The organism is Halobaculum marinum, assembly GCF_029338555.1.
In the GTDB taxonomy this organism is placed as follows: Archaea; Halobacteriota; Halobacteria; order Halobacteriales; family Haloferacaceae; genus Halobaculum; species Halobaculum marinum.
Genome location: NZ_CP119989.1, coordinates 1,824,687 through 1,846,557, shown reverse-complemented (window position 1 = coordinate 1,846,557; position 21,871 = coordinate 1,824,687). Strand labels below are relative to the sequence as shown.

At 69.8% G+C, this 21,871-nt stretch carries 22 protein-coding genes; 11 read left to right on the top strand and 11 right to left on the bottom strand.

Going from position 1 to position 21,871, the window contains the following annotated elements; genetic code table 11:
- Positions 1-41: 41 nt before the first annotated feature.
- A complete protein-coding gene (locus tag P0R32_RS09520; RefSeq protein WP_276236716.1) occupies positions 42-446 on the bottom strand; it encodes a winged helix-turn-helix transcriptional regulator in 405 nt (134 codons plus the stop codon).
- 313 nt (positions 447-759) lie between these two features.
- Positions 760-1,638 (bottom strand): DUF7547 family protein, encoded by an 879-nt coding sequence (locus P0R32_RS09515; protein ID WP_276236715.1) that lies wholly within the window; start codon positions 1,636-1,638, stop codon positions 760-762.
- Positions 1,639-1,810: 172 nt separating this feature from the next.
- Here P0R32_RS09515 and P0R32_RS09510 point away from each other — a divergent pair, with 172 nt between their 5' ends.
- Positions 1,811-2,179: an SHOCT domain-containing protein gene (locus tag P0R32_RS09510; RefSeq protein ID WP_276236714.1), complete on the top strand. Its 369-nt coding sequence runs from the start codon at positions 1,811-1,813 to the stop codon at positions 2,177-2,179.
- A gap of 24 nt (positions 2,180-2,203) precedes the next feature.
- On the opposite strand, the gene P0R32_RS09505 is transcribed toward P0R32_RS09510, so the two are convergent.
- Positions 2,204-3,304 (bottom strand): NADH:flavin oxidoreductase/NADH oxidase, encoded by a 1,101-nt coding sequence (locus tag P0R32_RS09505; protein ID WP_276236713.1) that lies wholly within the window; start codon positions 3,302-3,304, stop codon positions 2,204-2,206.
- A 140-nt stretch (positions 3,305-3,444) separates the two neighbouring features.
- Between P0R32_RS09505 and P0R32_RS09500 the strand changes: the two genes are divergently transcribed.
- Both P0R32_RS09500 and P0R32_RS09495 read left to right on the top strand, forming a co-directional pair.
- Positions 3,445-4,284, top strand: coding sequence for a hypothetical protein (locus P0R32_RS09500; RefSeq protein WP_276236712.1), 840 nt, complete (start codon positions 3,445-3,447; stop codon positions 4,282-4,284).
- Between the two features lie 188 nt (positions 4,285-4,472).
- Entirely contained in the window at positions 4,473-4,643 is a 171-nt protein-coding gene (locus P0R32_RS09495) for a hypothetical protein (RefSeq protein WP_276236711.1), read from the top strand.
- A 64-nt stretch (positions 4,644-4,707) separates the two neighbouring features.
- Here the strand turns inward: P0R32_RS09495 and dpsA are convergent, their stop codons facing one another.
- Positions 4,708-5,256: a DNA starvation/stationary phase protection protein DpsA gene (dpsA, locus tag P0R32_RS09490; RefSeq protein ID WP_276236709.1), complete on the bottom strand. Its 549-nt coding sequence runs from the start codon at positions 5,254-5,256 to the stop codon at positions 4,708-4,710.
- Positions 5,257-5,448: 192 nt separating this feature from the next.
- Here dpsA and P0R32_RS09485 point away from each other — a divergent pair, with 192 nt between their 5' ends.
- Complete coding sequence (locus P0R32_RS09485; RefSeq protein WP_276236708.1) at positions 5,449-6,729, top strand: HEAT repeat domain-containing protein; 1,281 nt, start codon at positions 5,449-5,451, stop codon at positions 6,727-6,729.
- 48 nt (positions 6,730-6,777) lie between these two features.
- Here P0R32_RS09485 and P0R32_RS09480 read toward each other — a convergent pair whose 3' ends face one another.
- Positions 6,778-7,017, bottom strand: coding sequence for a hypothetical protein (locus P0R32_RS09480; protein ID WP_276236707.1), 240 nt, complete (start codon positions 7,015-7,017; stop codon positions 6,778-6,780).
- A gap of 110 nt (positions 7,018-7,127) precedes the next feature.
- On the opposite strand from P0R32_RS09480, the gene P0R32_RS09475 reads away from it, so the two are divergent.
- The gene (locus P0R32_RS09475) at positions 7,128-8,819 is read left to right on the top strand and encodes a phospholipase D-like domain-containing protein (RefSeq protein WP_276236706.1); all 1,692 of its coding nucleotides are present in this window, start codon (positions 7,128-7,130) and stop codon (positions 8,817-8,819) included.
- 50 nt (positions 8,820-8,869) lie between these two features.
- Here the strand turns inward: P0R32_RS09475 and han are convergent, their stop codons facing one another.
- Positions 8,870-10,786 (bottom strand): Hef-associated nuclease, encoded by a 1,917-nt coding sequence (gene han, locus P0R32_RS09470; RefSeq protein WP_276236705.1) that lies wholly within the window; start codon positions 10,784-10,786, stop codon positions 8,870-8,872.
- A 163-nt stretch (positions 10,787-10,949) separates the two neighbouring features.
- Here han and P0R32_RS09465 point away from each other — a divergent pair, with 163 nt between their 5' ends.
- Complete coding sequence (locus P0R32_RS09465) at positions 10,950-11,438, top strand: Mov34/MPN/PAD-1 family protein (protein WP_276236704.1); 489 nt, start codon at positions 10,950-10,952, stop codon at positions 11,436-11,438.
- Positions 11,431-11,886 (top strand): FAD synthase family protein, encoded by a 456-nt coding sequence (locus P0R32_RS09460; RefSeq protein WP_276236703.1) that lies wholly within the window; start codon positions 11,431-11,433, stop codon positions 11,884-11,886. Before P0R32_RS09465 ends, P0R32_RS09460 begins: the two co-directional genes overlap by 8 nt.
- Here the strand turns inward: P0R32_RS09460 and P0R32_RS09455 are convergent.
- Positions 11,883-12,215, bottom strand: a complete 333-nt coding sequence (locus P0R32_RS09455) for a hypothetical protein (protein ID WP_276236702.1) — start codon at positions 12,213-12,215, stop codon at positions 11,883-11,885. The genes P0R32_RS09460 and P0R32_RS09455 overlap by 4 nt on opposite strands.
- 60 nt (positions 12,216-12,275) lie before the next feature.
- On the bottom strand, positions 12,276-13,187 hold the full coding sequence (locus P0R32_RS09450) for a DUF1028 domain-containing protein (protein WP_276236701.1): 912 nt from the start codon (positions 13,185-13,187) through the stop codon (positions 12,276-12,278).
- Positions 13,188-13,522: 335 nt separating this feature from the next.
- Between P0R32_RS09450 and P0R32_RS09445 the strand changes: the two genes are divergently transcribed.
- On the top strand, positions 13,523-14,296 hold the full coding sequence (locus P0R32_RS09445) for a DUF7117 family protein (RefSeq protein WP_276236700.1): 774 nt from the start codon (positions 13,523-13,525) through the stop codon (positions 14,294-14,296).
- 106 nt (positions 14,297-14,402) lie between these two features.
- Here the strand turns inward: P0R32_RS09445 and P0R32_RS09440 are convergent, their stop codons facing one another.
- Both P0R32_RS09440 and glyA read right to left on the bottom strand, forming a co-directional pair.
- Positions 14,403-15,287, bottom strand: a complete 885-nt coding sequence (locus P0R32_RS09440) for a tetrahydrofolate dehydrogenase/cyclohydrolase catalytic domain-containing protein (protein WP_276236699.1) — start codon at positions 15,285-15,287, stop codon at positions 14,403-14,405.
- A gap of 129 nt (positions 15,288-15,416) precedes the next feature.
- A complete protein-coding gene (glyA, locus tag P0R32_RS09435; protein WP_276236698.1) occupies positions 15,417-16,664 on the bottom strand; it encodes a serine hydroxymethyltransferase in 1,248 nt (415 codons plus the stop codon).
- Positions 16,665-16,763: 99 nt separating this feature from the next.
- Between glyA and P0R32_RS09430 the strand changes: the two genes are divergently transcribed.
- Entirely contained in the window at positions 16,764-18,839 is a 2,076-nt protein-coding gene (locus P0R32_RS09430; protein WP_276236697.1) for a hypothetical protein, read from the top strand.
- A 17-nt stretch (positions 18,840-18,856) separates the two neighbouring features.
- Here the strand turns inward: P0R32_RS09430 and P0R32_RS09425 are convergent, their stop codons facing one another.
- Positions 18,857-19,012 (bottom strand): hypothetical protein, encoded by a 156-nt coding sequence (locus P0R32_RS09425; protein ID WP_276236696.1) that lies wholly within the window; start codon positions 19,010-19,012, stop codon positions 18,857-18,859.
- A gap of 179 nt (positions 19,013-19,191) precedes the next feature.
- On the opposite strand from P0R32_RS09425, the gene tbsP reads away from it, so the two are divergent.
- Together tbsP and P0R32_RS09415 are read left to right on the top strand one after the other, a co-directional pair.
- A complete protein-coding gene (gene tbsP / locus P0R32_RS09420; RefSeq protein ID WP_349770199.1) occupies positions 19,192-20,010 on the top strand; it encodes a transcriptional regulator TbsP in 819 nt (272 codons plus the stop codon).
- 93 nt (positions 20,011-20,103) lie between these two features.
- On the top strand, positions 20,104-21,822 hold the full coding sequence (locus P0R32_RS09415) for a YcaO-like family protein (protein WP_276236695.1): 1,719 nt from the start codon (positions 20,104-20,106) through the stop codon (positions 21,820-21,822).
- Positions 21,823-21,871 lie beyond the last annotated feature (49 nt).

Here is a 21,871-nt window from a genome sequence, read left to right as displayed (position 1 = left end):
ACTGCGGCCCACCGAACTCCTCGGGGGCTGGACGACGCCCCTCAACACTGCTCTAACAGCGCCTGTCGAGTCACCGCTGGGTCGAGTGTGGCGACCGTGCAGTCGTCGGCACAGCCGTACTCGTCTGGGCAGTCGACGTACTCGACCGACCGCTCCATCCCCGAGAGGACGGTGACGAGTCGGTCGCCGGCGGGCGTGAGGCTGTAGCGCGGTTCTGGTGGCGACCGTGGGAGCATCTCGCGGGTGATCAGCCCACGACACCGCAGTTCGCGGAGTCGGCGGGACAGCGTCTTCTCGGACACGCCGTCGAGGTCCGCGCGCAACTCGCCGAAGCCGCGTGGCGTGTCTCGGAGGCTCCTGAGGACGTGGAGTGCCCACTTGCCCGAGAGCGCGTCGTGGAGGTCGTCGAGGCGTCGACGCCAGTCGTCGGGGTCGTTCGCGGTCACACCCACAGATGACCCCATCCGCAGATAACCTCGTCGCCGACTGTCACACGCGACAGTGGCTTTCCGTGCCGACAGTGAGCCCGCCAGTAGAGGGTGGCAGCCTGCGTCTGAGCGACCGCATGACGCAAGCAGTGTGCTGTCGTGACTGCTGTACGGATATCGACCCGACCGAGCGAATCGAGGTGCCCGTCGCGCTGCTGTTCGCGCTTCGCACGGGCTGCTGTTGCTGCTGCCGACCGGCCGCGCGGCCCACCGAGAACGAATCTGGTTGCTGTTGCTGCTGACACCGGAGCGGTGACGCCGACGAGTCGAGTTACTCGTCTTCGGACTCGTCGTCGCCGTCGTTATCCGACTCCGGTGATGCCGAGCCAGCGTCGACGTCGGTGTCCTCGTCGCCCTTCCCCATCTGGCGTTTGATCGACTCCAGTTCCGCGTCGACGTCGACAGACGGCGGCGCGGGGCCCTCGTCGTCGGCCTGCGCGTCCGAGCGTTCCTCGCCGTCGTCCGTGCCGGCTTCCTCGTCGTCCGGGTCGCCGACGGCGATGGTCACCGGCCCGTCGGAGTGGCCCGCCGAGGAGCCACGGGCGTCACGGCGTTCCCGGTCGCGTTCGCGGTCCACCGTCGCGCGCGAGTCACGGACGCGTCGTTCCAACTCGGCGCTCAACTCGCGCGCGTCGGCGACGAGGTCCCGGCTCTCCTCGTCGGTCGGGAGGTCCGCCTCCGTGAGCGCCTCCCGCAGTCGGGCCAACGCGTCCGCGGCGTCGGTGCTCGCGCGGTCGGTCGCCGAGGACACGCCGTCCGCGAGCGCGTCCGACAGCATCGTGCGCCCGAGTCCGCGGCGGTCCCGACGGTCGCGGTGGCGGCGTCGCTCCGGCGTCTCACCGGGCGCGGCGAGGTCGACGACGCCCTGGAGGAGTTCGAGCGCCTCGATGGTCGCCTCCAGAATCGCGACGACCGTCGGGATGGTGTAGTCGCTGGTGAACCGGAACAGTTCACCGACGGCAGGCGGACGCGGGGGGTCTGTGCGTCGGCGGTCGTCCCACCGGTCACGGGGACGCCGGTCGCGAGTGTCGGGGGCACGTCCCTCGCGCTCGGCCAACTCTGCACGCAGTTGCGACAGGGTCGTCTCCAGTTCCTCGACGAGGGCGGCGATATCCTCGCTGTCTCGGGGGTCACGGGAGGGAGCGGACATACGGATCGTGTTGTCTCCGTGGGGGATAACAGTTGGTGGGGCAAAATCGTCCGTCGACGAGACCACCGTCGATTCCCAGTCGTGTCGATCTGTCGGAACGATATTGCCCGGGCGAGACGTACAGTGACGCCGAGCGCGGGGCGAAGACGTCCCCGTTCGGGAGACACGAACGATGTCAACAAGAGCCACCGACCGTCCGATTCTCGTCGCCGTCCTGATTGCGCTCGGCTTGCTGCTCGTCCTCCCGACCCTGTTCGTGGGGACCGGGATGCTGGGCGTCGGCGGCATGATGGGGGGCGCGTGGGGCGGCGGGATGTGGGCGACCGACTCTGTCCCGTGGTGGGCGTACGCCGTGTGGACACTGTCGCGACTGCTCGTGGTCGGTGTCGTGCTCGGCCTCGGCTACCTCGGCTACCGGGCGCTCGTCGGTGCCGACGAGCGCGACGCGGCGGTCGAGGAACTTCGTCGGGCGTACGCTCGTGGTGACCTGAGCGACGAGGAGTTCGAGCGCCGCCGCGAGCGACTGTCCAGAGAGGAGTGACCGCCCGCCCGGCGACGCGCCGTGTCAGCGCGGCTTCGCGCGGCGGTACTGCACGGGCCACTCGACGTCTGCGTCGAGTTCGTGGGCGGCGTGGAGCGGCCAGTACGGCGACCGGAGGAACTCCCGAGCCATGAGCACCGCGTCTGCCCGGTCGTTTGCGACGATGGCCTCCGCCTGTTCCGGCTCCGTGATCCCACCGACCGAGGCGACCGCGATGTCTGCTCCCACGTCCTCGACGTGTTCCCGGATCACCTCCGCGTACGGGAGTTGGTAGTTCGGCCCCGCGTACGGCACCTCCTGGTCGGGCGAGATGCCGCCCGCGCTCACGTCGATCAGGTCCGCACCCGCCTCCGCGAGCATCGGCGCGAGGCGCGCCGACTGCTCGACGTCCCACGACGGCTCGTCGTCGATCCAGTCGGTCGCCGAGATGCGCACGAACACGGGCTTGTCGTCGGGCCACACCGAGCGAACCGCGTCGACGACCTCCCGCAGGAGGCGGGTGCGGTTCTCGAAGGAGCCGCCGTACTCGTCGTCGCGGTCGTTCGCCACGGGCGAGAGGAACTCGTGGAGCAGGTAGCCGTGGGCCGCGTGCACCTCCGCCACCTCGAAGCCCGCCTCCAGCGCCCGCTCGGCGGCGTCGGCGAAGTCAACGACGACGTCTTCGATCTCGTCGGTCGTCAGCGTGTGCGTCGGCGCCTCGTCCCCGTCGCGGGGGTACGGTCCGGACGGGGCGACGACCTCCCAGCCACCCTCGTCGACCGGGACGGGGCCGCGCTCGTCCTCCCACGGTCGGTACGTGGAGGCCTTCCGTCCCGCGTGGGCGAGTTGGATCGCCGGCACCGACCCCTGCGAGCGGACGAAGTCCGCGACGGGTGCCAGCGCGTCGCGCTGTTCGTCGGTCCAGATCCCGAGGTCCTGTGGCGAGATGCGCCCCTCCGGCGACACCGCGGTCGCCTCCGTCATCACGAGGCCTGCGCCGCCGACGGCGCGCGACCCGAGGTGGACGAGGTGCCAGTCGGTCGCGAGGCCGTCCGGCGAGGAGTACTGACACATCGGCGAGACGAACACGCGATTGGGAATCTCCGTCCCGCGGAGCGTGAGCGGCGAGAACAGGTGGTCGACCATGTGTCTCGTACGCCCGGGGCGGTACAAACGGCTGGCGACGAGCGATGGACTTGCCCCTACCCGCGACCGACGGTCGGAGCCACCGCTTGCAGGCTGCCGGTTTCGAGGCGTTTTCAACTCCCCTGCGGTTCGGTGTCCACATGGGACTCACGACGGACGAGATCATGCGGATCAGTCTCGACCTCGTCGACTGGGACGAGGTGCCGGCTGACAGCACGGTGTACGTGCCCGGCGACGACATCGAGACGGCGCTCGTCGGCATCGACCTGGAGTCGCCCGAGATCCAGTTGGCCCACGACCTCGGCTACGACCTCGCGCTCGCACACCACCCGACGGGGATGAGCGCGCGACTCGACTTCCCCGAGGTGCTCGACACGCAGGTGGAGTTCATGACCGCCCACGGCGTCCCCGAGGACGTGGCCGAGGAGGCGGTCGCCGACCTCCGCTCGCGCATGGACCACAGTGGTCACTCGATGAACTACCGCCACGACCCGAGCGTCGCGGAGTTGCTCGAGCAACCGTACCTCAACACGCACCTCGCGCCCGACGAGTACGGTCGCCGCGTGTTCCGCGCGGTCGCGGACGACCTCGCCGACGACGCGACCGCCGGCGACTTCGTCGACGCACTCGGCGAGATTCCGGAACTCCGAGACGCGGACACCGACGTGCGCCTGCGCCTCGGCGACCGCGACAACGACCTCGGGGAGGTCGCGGTCCACCACGCCGCCGGCACGAACGGCGGCGCGTCGGTCGCGCGCGCCTACTTCGAACACGGCGTCGACACCGTTCTCTACATCCACGTCGGCGCCGGCGACACCGCCGAGTTGCGCGAGGAGTTCGCCGACGCCGACAAGAACCTCGTCGTCACGGGTCACATCGCCAGCGACGCCATCGGGATGAACGCCGTCGTCGACGCGCTGGAGGAGCGCGGCGTCGAGTGTGACACCATCTCTGGGTGCGGGATCGGTCGCGACGACTGAGGCGTCACCATCTCCGGGTGCGGGATCGGTCGCGACGACTGAGGCGTCACCATCTCCGGGTGCGGGATCGGTCGCGACGACTGAGGCGTCACCCGTTTCGAGCGGGGACATCAGGGCGGACTCGTCGGCCATCCAACGGTTTAGGCGCACCAAAACATATTTCTCCAGCGACCGGTGATGTGGTGGCAATGACCGACGACCTGCTCGGGGACTACCGGGCCGACGCGGCGGCGCGCGAGGCGAGACCGCCGGTGAAGGTGACGGCGCTTCGGACGCGGCCGGACCGCACGGTGTTCACCGAAGACGACAACGCCGACGGCTGGATCGCGACTGACCTGACGGTCACTGTCGAGCAGTAACGAACTGGCGTCGCACCGATCCGGGCAGTTCGGACCCAAAAACTCGGGGACCCTTCGGTCGACCTTACTCCATCGCGCCCTCGAAGACGAGCGTGTCGTCCTCGAGGTAGTGTTCGATGTGGTGGGCGTCCTGCTCGACCGTCACGATGTTCTCGCGGAGCAGTTCGCTCGTGGCGAAGTCGCCGAGTCGGTCCGCGAGTTCGATGTGTTCGCGGAGTGTCTCGATGATCTCGCCGTAGATGCCCATGTCGTTCTCCAGCGACGTGCGGATGTCGTACACGTCCTCGCTCTCGGGAGCGATGGGTGCCTCGGCCTCCAGCGTCGTCATCGACGCGTGCGGCACGCCGCCGAGCGCCTGCGCCCGCTCGGCCAACTCGTCGGCGAACGCCTCGGCGTGGCCGGCGGCCTCACCGAGGAACAGGTGGAGGTCGCGGAACTCGGCGCCCTCGACGTTCCAGTGGTGCTTCTTCAACTGGTGGTAGAGGACGTACGTCGCCGCGAGGTCCGTGTTGAGCGCGTCGACGACCTGTTCGGCCCGCTCGGCGTCCATGCGGAGCGCTTCCGACCCGGTGACCTCGCCAGCCGACTTGCGCACGTGCTTGTGGGTGCTCATCTGTAGGTGAGACTACGCGTCCATCTGCGATAAGTATAGTTTGAGCCAAGCTGACTTTCGTCACCGAGAACAGTAGTTTGTATACCTGCAACGTGTGCGGGTCGTCGGGGCCGCCGGCCCGACGGGGAACCGCACCGGTCGCGGGCCCGGAATATGGAAACGCCCTTGTAGCCGACACACCCATCGTCGGCCATGAGCGACGACGACCCGGCCGAGGAGACGGACCTCGTCCCCGAGGTGTCCGCAGAGGACCTCGACGCCCGGCTGGACGAGGCAGCCGAGGCGCTCGAGGCCGCCGAGACCGAGGCGGACCTCGACGAGGTGGAGGCGGACCTCGACGACGTCGAGGCCGACCTGGAGAGCGCCGACCTCCCGGAACCGGACGAAGACGACGACGACGCCGAGGACCCGCGCGAGGAACTGGAGTCGCGCCTGTCGGACCTCCGCGACGACCTTGAAGAACAACGCGGTCCCTACGCGTCCGACGTCGTCGACGACGTCGAGGACGTGCAGGGAACGCTCCGTGACACCCGGTGGACCGACGCCGGCGAAGCGGACCTGCCCGGCGTCGTCGACGAGTTCTTCGCCGCCGTGGACGAGACACTCGACGCCGAGCTCGACCGCTCCGGTGACGACGACCCCGAGGCGCTCGCTGACGCGCTCGACGAGCCCGTCGCGGCCGTCGAGGACGCCGACCTCGACGCCGACGAGGACGCCGACACCATCGCCGCGTTGCTGGAGGCGAGCGACGCGCTGGCGACCGGCGTCGACGACGCCGAGGAGTGGGACGACCTCGAGACCCACGAGCAACTCCAGGCGCAGGGCTTCTACGACGTGCTCGGCCACTACAAGGACTACCCGCCGGAGTTGGCGGCGCTGAAGGAGCACGAACAGCAGGGCAACGTCGAGATGGTGCTGCTCGCGCTGGACTCGCTCGGCTCGGAGTTCATGGAGGAGCACGCGCTCGACGCCATCACCCGGATGAACGACCAGGACGCGTTCGAGGCGATGCACCAGCGCGCCGGCAAGCGCGACCAGGCCGCGATCAAGGCGCTCGGCAAGATGGCCGCCGAAGACGCCGTGGAGACGCTCGTCGACTACGTCGACTCCGACTCGAATCCGGCGCTCCAGAAGGTGACGTTCAAAGCGCTGGGCGAAATCGGCCACGCGGACGCCGTCCAACCGCTCGCGAACAAACTCGAGATGGAGAGCGACGAGGTGCGACCGTACGCCGCCCGCGCGCTCGGCCTCATCGGCGACACGCGCGCCGTCGACCCGCTCGCGGACATCGCCGCCGACGACGAGAGCGACAACGTTCGCGCCGCCGCGCTGTGGGCGCTCCGACAGATCGGCACCGAGGCGGCGCTCGAAGCCGCCGCCGAGTACGACGACGATCGCGCGTTCATCGTCCAGACCGAAGCGCAGAAGGCCCGCGACGCGCTCGACGCCGCCGCCGAGGAAGCCGCGGCGTAACGCGCGACCGCCAGCCTCGACCGACGGCGACGCGACGCGGCACTCGTTCTACAGCAGTTCGCCGACGAACAGCAGCGCGAAGCCCAGCGAGACGAGGAGACCGCCCGCCCGTCCGAGGTTCGTGTGCTCGCGCACTTCCTCGGGCGCGATGTCGAGGTCGTAGCTGTCCCACTCCTCGCGGTACTCGACGTACGACGGCACCTGGAAGAACTCCAACGCGATGAGGGCGCCGCCGACGGCGCCGAACGCGGCGCCGGCGAGGTGGACCCCCTCGGCGATAGTGACCATACGGACACCCGCCGTCGTCGGGGCAAAAACACACCGGACGGCGCCGCCGACGGGCCCACCCGACCGACGGTGCGAACGTTGAAGTGGGATACCGGGACCACTCGCCCGTAGTGTCCCGCCCCGCCCGCGCCGCCCGAATCGCGCGCGTCGCCGCGCTCGTGCTCCTCCTCTCGGCGGTCACGGTCGCCCCCGTCGCCGGACACCAGTCGGCGGCCACCGCCACCGACCCGCACATCGACGTGGTCCTCCCGAACCCCGTCGCCGACGACGACGCGGGCGAGTACGTCGCCGTCGCCGTCCCGGCAGGCAACTGGACGGTGAGCGACGGCGAGTCGACCGTCCGAATCCACAGCGAGACGGGCGGCGTCGTCGTCGTGACCGGCGACCCGCGGGCAGTCGTCGACCCACCGGACGGACGCGTGCTCGACGCGGACCTCTCGCTGTCGAACGCGGGGGAGCGGCTCGTCCTCGCGCGGGCGGGCGCGGGCGGCGAGGAGGGCGAGGTAGTCGACGTGGTGTCGTACGAGCGCGCGCCGGAGGGGAAGCGGTGGGTCGACGGCGCCGACCCCCAGTGGCGACCGGTCGGCTACGACGCTCGCTCGCCCCAGTCACTCGGCGCGACCGAGGCGACTGCGTTCGTCCTCCCAGACGCCCCCGGGCCACCGGTCGCGCCGATCCGACGAGCCACCGACCGGGTGTTGCTCGCGGGCTACACCTTCGCCTCCGAGCGCGTTGCCGAAGCACTGATCGACGCTCAGGGACGAGGCGCGACGGTTCGCGTGCTCCTCGACGGCGGCCCAGTCGGTGGGATCACCGAGCGACAGGCGGCGCTGCTCGACCGACTCGTCGCCGCGGGCGTCGAGGTTCGGGTGGTAGCGGGCCCTCGCGCCCGGTTCCGCTACCATCACGCGAAGTACGCCGTCGCCGACGACACGGCGGTCGTGCTGACGGAGAACTGGAAGCCGAGCGGCACCGGCGGCGCCGACAGTCGCGGGTGGGGCGTCGTCCTCCGGTCTGACCGCTCGGCGGACGCGCTCGCTTTCCTCTACCGGTCGGACGCCGGGTGGCGCGACGCCGTCCCGTGGCGGGAGTTTCGCACGGGACGGGCGTTCACCGACGCAGACGACGCCGGCGCCGACGATGCCGGTGGTGACGAGACGTACCCCACCAGACACGACCCGGCGGACGTGCGCGTCGAGCGCGTGACGCTGTTGACGGCTCCCGGGAACGCGGCCTCAGGTGTCGTCGCCGTCGTCGACGACGCCGACGAGCGGGTGGACGTCCTCCAGCCGACAGTAGCGGACGGACCGTTGCTCGCGGCGACGCGTCGGGCCGCCGAGCGCGGCGTCACGGTGCGACTCCTGCTGTCGAACGCGTGGTACGTCGCCGAGGAGAACGCCGCGCTCGCCGAGCGACTGAACGACTGGGCCGACCGCGCCGACGTGCCGTTCGAGGCGCGCGTCGCCGACCCCGACGGTCGCTTCGGGAAGGTCCACGCGAAGGGCGTCGTCGCCGACGACACGGCGGTCGTCGGCTCGCTCAACTGGAACCCGACGAGCGCAACCGAGAACCGGGAGGTCGTCGTCGCCTTGGAGGGCGACGCCGTCGCCGACTACTACCGCGAGAGCTACGCCGCCGACTGGCGCGCCGGGCGAGGTGGACAGCGGGGTGACGGTGCACCGTTGCCGCCGGTCCTCGGCGTCGCCGCGGTCGGAGCGGCGGCGGGGGTCGCGCTGTTGCTCCACCGGCGCGTGACGTTCGAGGCTGACGGCGGCGACGACGGAGGAGGGCCTATCGGGTGAGTGCGTCGCCAACGAGAGCGTGAGTCGGTAGAGTGGGAGGGCTGTCCGCCTCAGTCGTCGAGTTCGACCGTCGTCGACAGCTCTTCGTCGAGTTCGGCGTCGGCCATCTTCTCGACGAGCGCGTCGATGACGTCTTCGCGGCGCCCCTCGACGAACTTGATCGAGCCGACGACGAGGTGACCGCCGCCGGAGACGCCGCCGCCGACGACCTCCTCGTTCAGTTCCGTCACCATCTGCGGGATGTCGAGGCGGACACCGTCGGAGCGGAGGACGGCGAAGTCGGGGCCGTAGCCGATGGTGATCACCGGTTCGCCCGTCGCGCGGACCTTGCGGTCGTGGAGTTCGCCGGTCGTCTTCCCGGGTGCGGGGTAGGTGAACCGCTTGGCGAAGTTCTCCAGGTCGATGCGGTACAGGTGCGCGTCGGAGTCGAGGCGCTCGTGTTCGACGTGGGGCTCGACGGCGTCGAGCTGTTCCTCAACGTCACGAGCGGCGCGCGTCGAGAGGAACTCGACGAGGTCGCGGTGACGCTCGTCGTCGTCGGAGCCGACGTTGAGCACGTCGCTCACGAGGGTCTTGCCCTCGCTGTAGCGGAGCCAGTGGGCGGCGTAGTCGAGCGCCTCGCCGATGTCCTCGATGGCGTCGCGGTCGTAGCCTGCCTCTTCCGCGAGCGCGAGGAACTCCTCCATGACCTCGGCCTTCGAACGGTCCGACAGGCCCGCGACCGCGGGCACGTGGCGAAGTTCGTCGGTCACGCTCGGGTCGATGAGACGTGCGAGTTCGACGCACATCATCCCCGTCGTGATGCGGTAGTCCTCGTCGTGGAGGTACGGGTTGACGTGGTGGTCGAGCAGGTCGTTCACCGCCTCGGGGTCCGGGTGGTGGTGGTCGACGACCGCGATGGGCACGTCGTAGTGGGCGAGGTTCTTGTAGGCGGGGACGTCCTCCTCGGTCGACCCGTTGTCGAGCATGAGGAGGAACGGGAGCTTCTGCCCGTGGCGGGCGCGTCCCTCAAGCGCGAAGTTGAGGTCGCGCGTGACGTCCTCCATCTCGTAGAACGGCGCCTTGCTCGGGAGGCGCTTCAGGTTGTGCCGCGCTGCGTCGTCGCCCTCGTGGACCTCCTCGATGAAGTTCTCCAGCGCCAGTTGGACCGGGATGGCCGCGCACATCCCGTCGCCGTCGGCGTGGTGGCGGATGCGAATCGGGCGCCCCTCGAGCACCGTGCGGCGGAGCGTGCGCGCGAGGTCCTCCAGTTCCGGGCGGAGCGACTCGAACGCCTCCCACTCGACGAGCGGGTCGACCGGCTCCGGTTCGGCGCGTTCGCGCATCGCCTCGTCGAGGCGCTCGCGGGCGGCGGCCGCGGTGTCGCCCGTCAGCACCGACACGTCGTCGACCTCCAACTGCTTGGCGCCGTTGTGCTTCTCGACGCTGCCGGTGACGCGGGCGACGTCACCGATCTCGACGGTGGGGTACGCGCGGACGCCTGCCTCCTCGAAGGCGGCCGCCGCGAGCACGCCAGTCTCGTCGGCGACGTGGAAGATGGTCGGCCCGCCGGTCTGTTTGATCTGCGTGATCTCACCCTCGACGGTCACGTGGTCACCCACGCGACCGTCGGCGACGGCGGTGATTTCCGGTTCGTGCTCGACCGCGAGCACCTCGGCGTCGGCGAGGTCCACGTCGGCGAGGTCGAACGACACGTCGCCGTTCTCCTTCAACTCCTCCAGCAGGACGACCAGTTCGTCGCCCACGTCGAACGTCTGCCCGTCGAGGTTGGACTCGTGGAGCAGGCCGGACACTTCCTCGGAGATGTCGACGAAGACGCCGTAGTCGACCACACCGTTGACGACCGCGCGGTAGCGCGCACCGACTTCCACGTCGGTGAGCGTGCACGCAGCGTCGAGTTCGTAGACCACGGGTCGGGAATCCCCCTCCCCGTTCTCGCCGGAACGTCCGGCGGCGGAATCAGTCATACTGTGAGGTGAGTGACGGCGGGTGTTAAGGGTTGTAGTATCGATCCAGCGGCGACACAGCGCCCCACACCGACGGGTGACAACCGCGACACGCGGCGCCGTGAGGGACCGTCTCGCCGCCCGCATCGACACGCTTAGTTGTGGCCCGACCCGACTCGTGACAATGCGACTGTTCCGGTCGAGCGACCTGCTCGGCATCGCGGCGGACACCCTCGAGTTCGCGCTGGAGGCCTCCCGGGACACCCACCCCAACGAGTACATGGGCTTCCTCCGCGCGACGGACGCCCGCGACCTCGGACTGGAGCGGCGGGGACAGGTCATCACCGACGTGCTCGTCATCCCCGGCACCACCTCGACGCCGGAGTCGGCGACCGTCCAAGAGCACATGCGGCCCAACTCCTCGCGCGCGGTCGGGTCGATCCACTCGCACCCGAACGGCGTCCTCCGTCCCTCGGACGCGGACCTCGCGACGTTCCACGCGGGCGAGGTGCACATCATCATCGGCGCGCCGTACGACCGCGACTGCTGGCGGGCGTTCGACGCCGACGGCGACCCTCGTGACCTCGACGTGCTCGACGTGGCCCTCCCCGACGACGAGGCGTTCTTCGACTTCGACCAGACCGACATCGACGCGGAGCTGTACGATGAGTGAGGACGACGGCGCCGACGAACCGCGGGTCGCACTCGCGCAGGGCACCTTCGACATCCTCCACCCCGGGCATCTCCACTACTTGGAGGACGCCGCGCGCCACGGCGACGAACTGCACGTGATCGTCGCCCGCCGCGACAACGTCACCCACAAGCCGAAGCCGGTGTGTCCAGACCGCCAGCGTCGCGACATGGTCGGGGCGCTGTCGGTCGTCGACGAGGCGCACCTCGGCCACCCGGAGGACTTCTTCGTCCCCGTCCGCGATATCGATCCGGACGTGATCGTGCTCGGCTTCGATCAGCACCACGACGAGGAGGCGCTCACGGCGGCGCTGGCCAACGCGGGCATCGGCGCCGAGGTGACGCGCGCGACTGGGCGCGAACCGCGGTACGACGGGGAGTTGCTCTCGACGGGCGACATCATCGACCTGCTGATCGACCAGCGCGGCTAATTCGGAGGCGTCTCGCGAGCCATCCCCCACAGGTACACGGGGGCGAGTCCGACCGCGAGTGCACCCAACGCGACCGCCACGATGGCCAGCGACTGGAGCGTGTCGACGCCGGCGATGCCGCCCCGGACTGCCCCGGGCGTGCCCGTCGCGAGGAGGAGCGCACCGACCGCCCACAGGCCGAACGCGCGAGTCGTCGCCCCCTCGGGGACGACGTCGCCGAGGCGGACGTAGACGGCGACCAGTCCGATCCCCGCCGCGAGTGCGATCCCCGCCCCGGCGAACGCGAGGAGTACCGTGACCAACTGCGCCGTCGCGAGGTGGTCGGTCATGGGCCTCCGTCTAGAGGGTCCGAGTCGGTGAGTGTGGCTGTGGAGTCGATCACGGCGAGATCACAGTCGGTCGTAGTGCTGGAGGCCGTGCCAGATGGCGTCCACGAGTCGCGCCTCGCCGTCTCCGTCGGCGGCGTCCCACCCACGGGCGAGCGCGTCTTCGATCACGGTCAGCGAGTGATTCTCGAAGTTGTTCATCCCGCGGAAGTCCTCCAGGGCGTCGCGTTCGCGGTCGCCGAACGACTCCCTCGGGTCGGCGTCGAGGAAACCAAGATCAGCGAGCACCGTCGACACCGCCAGCGCGTCTTCGCCCGACAGTGTCTGCGGATCGGCTGGCTCCTCACGAGCGAGCAGGGTCACGTCGTAGATTTTGAACACCCGCTCCAACTCGTCGATGGGGTGCTCGTGGTCGTCGACGCGCACGTCCACCCAGCGGTCGTTCTTCCCGTCGTACCCTCCCTCGGGCTTAGCGACGTACAGCGCAGCCGACTGCTCGCCGCGGGAGTCGCCGCCGGCCTCGTTGCCGGCGTGGAGTGCGGCGATCAGTCGCTCCGGGAGGCCCCCGTCAGCCGTCTCGAACGCGTCGGCCATCGCGTCGAGCGTCGCCTCGTTGGCGAGGATGTTCCCCTGCACGGTGTAGCGGTCGCCCTGGCGGTCGCCGGCCACGTCGAAACAGTCGGCGCCGGTGTGTGCGGCGACCGACCCGTCGACGCCGACGACGCCTACCTGCCGGCGCTCGGCCTCGTCGTCGTCCTCGACGAGCGACTCGACCGTCGCGGCGGCGTCGTCGCCCTCCCGGAGGCGGTCGAGGCCGTCGGGTCCGTACGCGACGTTCGCGAAGCTCTGGGTCGCGACCGCGCCGGCGTCGGCCGAGACGAACGGGACGACGGCGCCGACGGAGACGAACTTCGACTGGACGGCGACGCCGACGGCCTCCGTCTCGGGGTCGACCGCGGCGATGGAGAACGTCATGAGGTGGTCCAACCGTGGCGCCGACAAAAGCGTGCCGGGGGCGACGAGCCGCGTCCCTTCGGGCGAGGGGACCGCAACGTTCCAGGTGGACGGCTGTCGATAGGTTCCCCGCTCCCGAGCGTCTCCCCCTGTGACGCCCTCGGGAACGGACATGTCTACGTCACGTTCGGAGATATAGCTGCTGTGAAGCCTGCTGACAGCCCTGTTGTGAACGGTGGACGCGGTGGCAGCGGGGTCGAGACGGACTGGAGTTCGCGGCGGCGACCACCCGGGCAGCACCGACGAGTCGTCTCGCTTCGTGTACTGTTTTTACGCGTCCGGCCACACAGTCGAGCATGGAAGTCCGCGGCGAGCGCGAGTGTACGGACTGCGGGACGCGGTGGTCGTACTTCGAGACGGGCAGCGTCGCGTGTCCCGACTGCGGGAGCCTGCGGAGCGTCGGCACCGGCGAGCGGCGCCGCCACACCGACACGCCCGCCGAGTTGGACCTCGACGGCGTGCTCGTCCGCCTCGACGAGACGCCGCTGGCCGCTCTCGTCGACGACATCAAAGAGGGCTGTCGGACGTACCTCCGAAAGCGGGGGTTCATCCGCGGCGGCGACCTCGCGCCGCTGGACGACGCGTACCTGGCGGCGGCAGAGCTCAGACACGCCGCCGACGTGTACGGTCGCATCGCCGGCCCGGGTGGCGGACGGGCCGCCGCGACGATGGGTAGTCGGGGGCCGGAGGGCGCCTCGCCGGGCGTCACCGACGACGAGGAGTGGTACGTGACGAGTCTGCTCCGCGCCGCCGACACCGGCGAGCGGCCGACCGCGGCGGACGTGCCGCCGCGGATGCGAGAGGCGCGCGGACTCGCCGCCGCAGAGGCCGTCCTCGCGTACCGCCAAGACGTCGCGGCGTACCTCGACGACTACCCCGACGCCGAGGCCCGGCGGACGCTGGGTGCAGTTCGAGACCGCGCGAAGCGCGTCGAGGCGCTGGAAGGCGACATCGAGCCGGCGGAGGCGGACGCGCTCGTGGCGGCGGCCGTCGAGTTGGGTCGCTACCTCATCACCGACGACCTCGACGCGCTGGCAGCGTCGAGAGAGCAAATACGTCGGGAGTTCTGAAAGTCCAACGGGCGGCGGTCAGCGAATTTCGTCGGACGTCAGCAGGAGACAGTAGCCAGTGACGCCCACGAACGCTCGGACCTCCTCGGTCGCCGGCGGTGACGACTCAGGGCAGGTCGATGTCCACGTCGTGCTGCTCGCTCGCCGCCTTCACCGTGTTGTACAGCAGCATCGCGCGGGTCATCGGGCCGACGCCGCCGGGAACCGGCGTGATGGCGCCGGCCTTCCCCGCCACGTCGTCGTAGTCCACGTCGCCGACGAGCGTCGACTCGCCGTCGCGCTCGACGCGGTTGATCCCCACGTCGATGACGGTCGCCCCCTCGCTCACCATGTCGGCGGTGATCATCTCGGGGACGCCCGCGGCGGCGACGACGATGTCCGCGCGGCGGGTGTGCTCGGCGAGGTTCTCGGTGCGCGAGTGACAGACCGTCGTGGTCGCGTTGCCACCCTCGCCGCGCCCGAACAGCAGGTTCGCGATCGGCTTGCCGACGATGTCCGAGCGACCGACGACGACCGCCTCCTTCCCCTCGGGATCCACGTCGGCGGCAGCGAGGAGGCGCTGGATGCCGTGGGGCGTACACGGCTTGAATCGCGCGTTTCCACCGACGAGGCGACCGACGTTCTCGGGGTGGAAGCCGTCAACGTCTTTCGCGGGGTCGATAGCCCGGAGCACGCGCTGGGTGTCGACGTGGTCCGGGACCGGCAACTGCACGAGGATGCCGTGGACCTCGGGGTCGTCGTTCAGTTCGTCGATGGTGTCGTACAGCTCCTCGGCGGGCGCGTCGTCGTCGACGTCGACGTGGATGCCGCGCATCCCGACCTCCTCGCAGTCGTTCTGCTTCATGGAGACGTACGTCTCGCTGGCGGGGTCGTCGCTCATCAGCACGGTCGCGAGCGCCGGCTCCACGCCCGCGTCGGTGAGCGTGTCGACGCAGTCGGCGACGCCCGATCGGATCTCGGCGGCGACGGCGTTGCCGTCGATGTCGGTCATGTGCGTTGAGGGAACGGCGAGGCGTAAGTATCCTCGGGTTCGTGCACAACCGCGGCTACAGAACCGTGAAAATACGCACAAACGTGTTGGTGTGAAGCGGGCGTGTGGCCGACCGCCACACTGCCGCGCTTACTCGTACAGCGGGTGCTCGTCGGTCAACTCGGAGACGCGCTCGCGCACCTCCGCGATCACGTCGTCGTCCTCGACGTTGTCGACGACGCGGTAGATGAGGTCGCCGACCTCGCGGCAGTCCTCCTCGTCGAAGCCGCGCGTGGTGAGCGCGGGGGTGCCCGCGCGGATGCCCGAGGGGTTGAACGCCGAGCGCGTCTCGCCGGGGACGGTGTTGGCGTTGAGGACGATGCCGGCGTCGGCGAGGGCGTCCTCGGCGTCGCCGCCGGTGGTGTCGGGGTGGGACTCGCGCAGGTCGACGAGCACGAGGTGGGTGTCGGTGCCGCCGGAGACGACCTCTAGCCCGTTGTCGGCGAACGACTCTGCGAGCGCCTCGGCGTTGTCGATCACCTGCTGGGCGTACTCGCCGAACTCGGGTTCGAGCGCCTCGCCGAAGCCGACGGCCTTGCCGGCGATGTTGTGCATCAGGGGACCGCCCTGCCCGCCGGGGAAGACGGCAGAGTCGATGTCGGAGGCGTGCTCCTCACCGCACATGACGATGCCGCCGCGGCCCGCGCGGATCGTCTTGTGCGTCGACCCGGTGACGAAGTCCGCGACGCCGACCGGCGACTCGTGGACGCCCGCGGCGACCAGCCCCGTGATGTGAGCGATGTCCGCGAGGTGGTACGCGTCGACGTCGTCGGCGACGGCCTGGATGCGCTCCCACTCGACCTCGCGCGGGTACGCCGAGAAGCCCGAGACGATGATGTCGGGATCGTACTCGGCGGCCTGCTCGGCGAGCGCGTCGTAGTCGATGTACCCCGTCTCGGTGTCGACGCCGTACTGCTCGACCTCGAACAGTTGGCCGGTGAAGTTCGCGGGGTGGCCGTGGCTGAGGTGGCCGCCGTGTTCGAGTTCGAGCGAGAGGATCTTGTCGCCCGGTTCCAGCGTCGCGAGGTACACCGCCATGTTCGCCTGCGTGCCCGAGTGAGGCTGGACGTTGACGTGCTCGGCGCCCCACAGCTCTTTGGCGCGCTCGATGGCGAGTTCCTCCACGTCGTCGGCGAACTCACAGCCGGCGTAGTAGCGCTTGCCGGGGTAGCCCTCGGCGTACTTGTTGGTGAGGGCGCTGCCTTGGGCCTCCAGCACGGCCTCAGAGACGTGGTTTTCGGAGGCGATCATCGCCAGGGTGTCGCGCTGGCGCTGCACCTCGCCCTCGAGGGCGTCGGCGACGGCAGGATCGGTGTCGCGGACTTCGGGATACTCCATACCGAGCCTCCGGTCAGCGGCGACAAAAAGCCATCCGTCGGCGCGGCAGCCACCGGCGACAGGGCTAAATGGAGTCACTTCGCAGGTTCGGGCACTCGGATGAAGGTCGAGACGACCGAAGAGGGGCTGCGCGCGGTCGACGCCGCCAAGAACACGCTCACGGTCGGTACCGACGGGTGGCGACCGATCGGGACGGCCCCCTCGCTGGACGCCGGCCTGCGCGAGTTGGGGTTGACGAACGCGTCCACCCCGAACGTGGTCCTCTCGGGGACGGTCGAGCGACTGGAGTTCCCGCCGGTGTACGCTCCGGTGTGGGACGTCGACACCGGCGGGCTGGTCGACATGGGCTCGGGGACGGGCCCGCTGTCGGTGCCGGACGGCGCTCACGTCCTCCACGTGGAGAGCCGCGTCGACGCGTACGTGCGCTTCGACGGTCCAGCGACGCTGGAGAAGCCAAACTACGAGCGTCTCCACGTCCGGTTCCCGGCGGAGACCGCTGTCTCGATCGGATTCAAGACCACCGTGCAGGGCGACGCGGAGTCGGTTACCGTGCCGCGGACGGTCGCCGGCGTCGCCGAGGCGCTGTCGACCCTGCCGGCGGGCCACCGCACCGCGACCGCCGACCGCTCGTTCCCCACGATGCGGGGCCGACCCCCGCGCATCGAGTTCGGCGAGCGTCGGTCGGTCCCGGAGTCCGTGCGCGAGAAGTGTGGCGACCCCGACTGCCGAATCGTCGTCCCCCCGGACCTCAACTACCTGTTCCCTGTCGCACCGTTGGCTCACTACGTCGGCGCGCGTGTCGCCGTCGAAGCGGGCGCTGACCCGCGCATCGAAACGCCCGGCGGCGAACACCCGCTTCCACCGTTCCCGGCGTTCGAGTCGGCCGTCGGGTCGCTGCTCGAACGCGTCTTCTACCTCGACTGCGTCGTCCGCGACGCCGGCCCGTACGGCTCCGGCCTCGCCGTCGCCTCGGTGGTCGACGAGTTGGGACTGGACGCCGACCGCCTGTACGCCGCCTCCCCCGCCGAGCGCCTCGACGCCTACACCGAGGTGCCGTTCGAGACGGTCGCCGACCGCTTCCCCGAGTGGCACCTCTCGATGGCCATCGACCCGCGGTACGAGCACGTGCCGACGCTGTCACACCTGATCGCGAACGTCCCCCACGTCACGACCGCGTCGGCGACGGCGCTGGCGGAGACGGAGTGGCTCGACAACTCGCTCGACGACTTCTACCGCGCCGACCCCGGCGATATCGCCTCCGTTGAGCTCGTCCAGCCGGATCTGGGCCCGGGTCGGACCCACGGGTGGCTCGCAGACGGGGTGCCCATCGACGCGTTCAAGACCATCCCGGAGGCGTACGAGCACCGTGCCCGCTACCTCGACGCCGCGGGTGAGCCGACGTCGGTGGTCGCCATCCTGAACGACGGCGACATGCGCGAGGAGCACGCCGAGGTCGCCGACCACTACCGCGAGCGCGCGGAGGCGCTGGAACTCGACATCACGCTGGAGGAACACCTCACGGTCGACGAACTCGCGACGGTGTTCGAGTCGCGCAACGACTTCGTCCACTACATCGGCCACTGCGAGCGCGAGGGACTGCGATGCGCCGACGGCTACCTCTCGGCGTCGAGCCTGACGGAGTCGAACGCCCAGACGTTCTTCCTCAACGCCTGTGGGTCGTACCACGAGGGCATCGAACTGATCCGGAAGGGGAGCGTCGCCGGGGGAGTGACGTTCAACGAGGTGCTCGACAGTCAGGCGGCGACGGTCGGCACGATGTTCGCGCGGCTGATGGTGAACGGCTACTGCATCGAGCGCGCGCTCGACAAGTCGCGACGGCGCATCATGACGGGGAAAGACTACGCCGTCGTCGGCGACGGCACGCACGTGCTGACCCAGTCGGAGGACGTCATCGGCGCCGACATCACGCTGGAGGACCGGGACGACGGCCGGTACGACGTGACCATCTTCATGGGCTGCCCGTGGAGCACGGGCGGGTTCTTCCGACCGTACCTGCAGGAATCAGACGAGACGCACCTGTTGGGCGAGTCGGTCGAGTTCACCATCGACCACGCACAGCTCGTCGACTTCCTCGCGTACGCAGACAACCCTGTCCTCTACGACGGTGACCTCCACTGGTCGGACGCGCTCAAAACAACACTCGGTCAGGCCTGACTGGGCGGCGCCGTCGATCAGGGGCCCTGCGACACGTCACCGACGGTGTGCGTGCCGACGCCGAACTCGAACGCGGCGGCGGTGTCAGCCGACAGGAGCAGTAGGACCATCAGCAGCGCGGTGGTCACTGCCCGCGGGTGACGACTGGCGACGTTCACTGGAGTCGAGTCCACCAAGCGGCTTGATAGCTTCTCTCGTGCCATAGTCGTTCAAACACTTGATTGCACTTAAATTTCACGTATACTGTGACTTCTATACGGTCCCCCGGAAGTCGTATTCTGCCGGTAGAGTGCTTGATTCCTCGGAAATCCCGTTAGTATTAAATATCCATCCGGAGTTGTAGTAGATAGCAATGACCGCGAACCTACTCGAATCATCGATGGAGGATCTGCTCCGGGCGCTGCTCGACGAGGCCGACGGCGACCTCGTCGTGGTCGACCCGACCGAGACGGTGATCGAGTCGCTGATCGACATCGCGGCCGGATACGGCGAGGGCCTCCCGACGTTGCACGTCCTCGCGGACGACCGCCTGCTGAAGGACGTGATGGACGACTTCCTCGTCGCCGCCGACGCCGCCGACCTGGTCGACGCCGGGCAGATGACGCTGCGCGAACTCGACGACGGGGCGGACAACACGCTCGTCGTCGGCGAGGACGAACTGTACGCCGTCGTCTCGGCGGGTGAGCACGTCGCCGCCCTGGCGGCAGACGACGAGACGTTCGTCGCCGACGCCTACGAGACGTACCGCAGCCACTGGGAGGACGCCGCGACGTTCAACCTCCGGACGCCCGGGCTCTCGCGAGTCCGCTCGACGCTCGACGAGGACATCGGCGAACCGGTCCGCGCCGACTTCGACAGCGTGCTCGACTCGCTGGAGACGGCCCGCGGCGACGGCGACGGCCTCGACGAGGTCACCATCTCGCTGCTCGTGGCCGCCAAGAACGACGTGCTCCTGTACGACATCAGCAAGTGGGGCGAGGACGTCGGCATCGCCTCGAAGGCGACGTTCTCGCGGACGAAGACCCGGCTGGAGGACCTGGGCCTCATCGACACGGAGAAGGTGCCCATCGACGTCGGGCGCCCGCGACTGCGCCTCAAGTTGGGCGACGAGCGCCTGCGCACCGCCGGGAGCGACGAGTTGGCGAGCGTCGCCTACCGGATGCTGAACTGAGACGAACTGCGACACCACGCGCGGCGGGGTTCGCGGTCCGACGCGTCGGTCCGACCGACCACCTTTTTGTGCGAATCGCACCACGAGCGCGGCATGGACATCGCCATCGTCGGTCCCGACCCCGCGGTCGAGCCGATTCGAGGCGCCTTCGCCGACGTGGACGCGAACGTGATGGAGGTGGAGGTGGGCCTGCTCGACGGCTTCGACTTCGCCGTCGTCGTCGGCACCACCGGCGACGACGCCTTCCGGACGGCGACGCGACTCGTCGACGACTGGGTCGCCGTCGAGGTGGGCGGCGTCGGCGGGCGCCCTATCGAGGGACTCGACGCCGCCGTCACCGTCTTCTCCGCCGACTCCGGCTGTTACGACTGTCTGCGCGACCGCGTCCGCGCGAACGTGCCGAACACGGACGCGTCGCCGCGAGGGACCCGCAGCGCCGTCCGGTTCGCCGGCGCGCTCGCCGGTCGCCGAGCGATACAACACCTGTCCGGCGAGCCAGTCGCGGGGACGGTCGTCGAGGTGGACGGGCCCGAGCGGGTGTTCCTCCCGTCGCCCGGCTGTGACTGCGGCGCCGGCCCGACCGGGTTCGAGGTCGAGGCGACCGACCGCCCGGTCGCCCTCGACGACGCCGTTGACCGGATGGACCGTGCGGTCGACGACCGCGTCGGCCTCGTGACGGAGGTGGGCGAGCGCGAGTCGTTCCCGGCGCCGTACTACATCGCGCGGACGACCGACACCGCAACGTTCGCCGACGTGCGGTGTGCGGAGTTCGCCGCCGGCGTCGCCGACGGCTGGGACGCCGCCTACGCGAAGGCCGTCGGCGAGGCGCTGGAGCGCTACTGCGCGGGCACGTACCGTTCGTCGGCGCTCCGCTCGGCGCCGACGGAGGGCGTCGTCGACGCGGTTCCGGTCGACCGGTTCGTCCGACCGACCGACGCCGAGACACCCGCGCCCGACGAGCCGATTCCGTGGGTCAGCGGCGTCGACCTCGCGACCGACGAGTCCGCGTCGCTCCCGGCGGAGTTCGTCGTGTTCCCCCCGCCCGCCGAACGGTTCGCACCCGCGATTACGACCGGGTTGGGGCTCGGAAACTCGACGGCAGAGGCCGTCCTGTCGGGGCTGTACGAGACGGTCGAGCGCGACGCGTCGATGCTCGCGTGGTACTCGTCGTTCGAACCGATGGGGTTGACCGTCGACGACGAGGGGTTCGAGGCGCTCCGCAAGCGCGCGAGCGCAGAGGGGCTCTCCGTGACGACGCTGTTGCTCACGCAGGACGTGGACGTACCGGTCGTGGGCGTGGCGGTCCACCGCGACGCCGAGACGGGCGCGTGGCCCCGCTTCGCGATGGGGTCGGCGGCGAACCTGGACACCGCGGCGGCCGCGCGCAGTGCGCTGGCGGAGGCGCTCCAGAACTGGATGGAACTGCGGGCGATGGGGCCCGACCAGGCGAGCGGCGAGCAGGGTGCCATCGGCGCGTACGCCGAGTTCCCAGAGCGCGTCCACGAGTTCGTGGACCCCGACGTGACGCTCCCGGCGGCGGACGTCACCGACGAGGAAGTCGCCGGACTGTCTGGCGTCGACGAAGTTGCTGCGGTGGTCGACCGCCTCGACGACACCGGTCTCGACGCGTACGCGGCGCGGCTCACCACCCGCGACGTGGCCGCGCTGGGCTTCGAAGGCGTCCGCGTGCTCGTCCCCGAGGCGCAACCCCTGTTCACCGCCGAGCCGTTCTTCGGCGACAGACTGGAGACGGTGTCGGCGTCGATGGGGTTCGAGCCGGAGCCGGACCGGGCGTACCACCCGTTCCCCTGACCCGACCACTCGCACTCACCGCCGTCGCCGAACACCTGATCCAGTGTCG

Coding starts and splice junctions, on each gene's coding strand:
- P0R32_RS09440 (WP_276236699.1), bottom strand. CDS start 15,287: ATGACCGACATCGACGGCAACGCCGTCGCCGCCGAGATCCGATCGGGC.
- P0R32_RS09465 (WP_276236704.1), top strand. CDS start 10,950: ATGCGACTGTTCCGGTCGAGCGACCTGCTCGGCATCGCGGCGGACACC.
- P0R32_RS09415 (WP_276236695.1), top strand. CDS start 20,104: ATGGACATCGCCATCGTCGGTCCCGACCCCGCGGTCGAGCCGATTCGA.
- P0R32_RS09495 (WP_276236711.1), top strand. CDS start 4,473: ATGACCGACGACCTGCTCGGGGACTACCGGGCCGACGCGGCGGCGCGC.
- han (WP_276236705.1), bottom strand. CDS start 10,786: ATGACTGATTCCGCCGCCGGACGTTCCGGCGAGAACGGGGAGGGGGAT.
- P0R32_RS09500 (WP_276236712.1), top strand. CDS start 3,445: ATGGGACTCACGACGGACGAGATCATGCGGATCAGTCTCGACCTCGTC.
- P0R32_RS09430 (WP_276236697.1), top strand. CDS start 16,764: ATGAAGGTCGAGACGACCGAAGAGGGGCTGCGCGCGGTCGACGCCGCC.
- P0R32_RS09445 (WP_276236700.1), top strand. CDS start 13,523: ATGGAAGTCCGCGGCGAGCGCGAGTGTACGGACTGCGGGACGCGGTGG.
- P0R32_RS09510 (WP_276236714.1), top strand. CDS start 1,811: ATGTCAACAAGAGCCACCGACCGTCCGATTCTCGTCGCCGTCCTGATT.
- tbsP (WP_349770199.1), top strand. CDS start 19,192: ATGACCGCGAACCTACTCGAATCATCGATGGAGGATCTGCTCCGGGCG.
- P0R32_RS09505 (WP_276236713.1), bottom strand. CDS start 3,304: ATGGTCGACCACCTGTTCTCGCCGCTCACGCTCCGCGGGACGGAGATT.
- P0R32_RS09480 (WP_276236707.1), bottom strand. CDS start 7,017: ATGGTCACTATCGCCGAGGGGGTCCACCTCGCCGGCGCCGCGTTCGGC.
- P0R32_RS09515 (WP_276236715.1), bottom strand. CDS start 1,638: ATGTCCGCTCCCTCCCGTGACCCCCGAGACAGCGAGGATATCGCCGCC.
- dpsA (WP_276236709.1), bottom strand. CDS start 5,256: ATGAGCACCCACAAGCACGTGCGCAAGTCGGCTGGCGAGGTCACCGGG.
- P0R32_RS09450 (WP_276236701.1), bottom strand. CDS start 13,187: ATGACGTTCTCCATCGCCGCGGTCGACCCCGAGACGGAGGCCGTCGGC.
- P0R32_RS09460 (WP_276236703.1), top strand. CDS start 11,431: ATGAGTGAGGACGACGGCGCCGACGAACCGCGGGTCGCACTCGCGCAG.
- P0R32_RS09455 (WP_276236702.1), bottom strand. CDS start 12,215: ATGACCGACCACCTCGCGACGGCGCAGTTGGTCACGGTACTCCTCGCG.
- P0R32_RS09485 (WP_276236708.1), top strand. CDS start 5,449: ATGAGCGACGACGACCCGGCCGAGGAGACGGACCTCGTCCCCGAGGTG.
- glyA (WP_276236698.1), bottom strand. CDS start 16,664: ATGGAGTATCCCGAAGTCCGCGACACCGATCCTGCCGTCGCCGACGCC.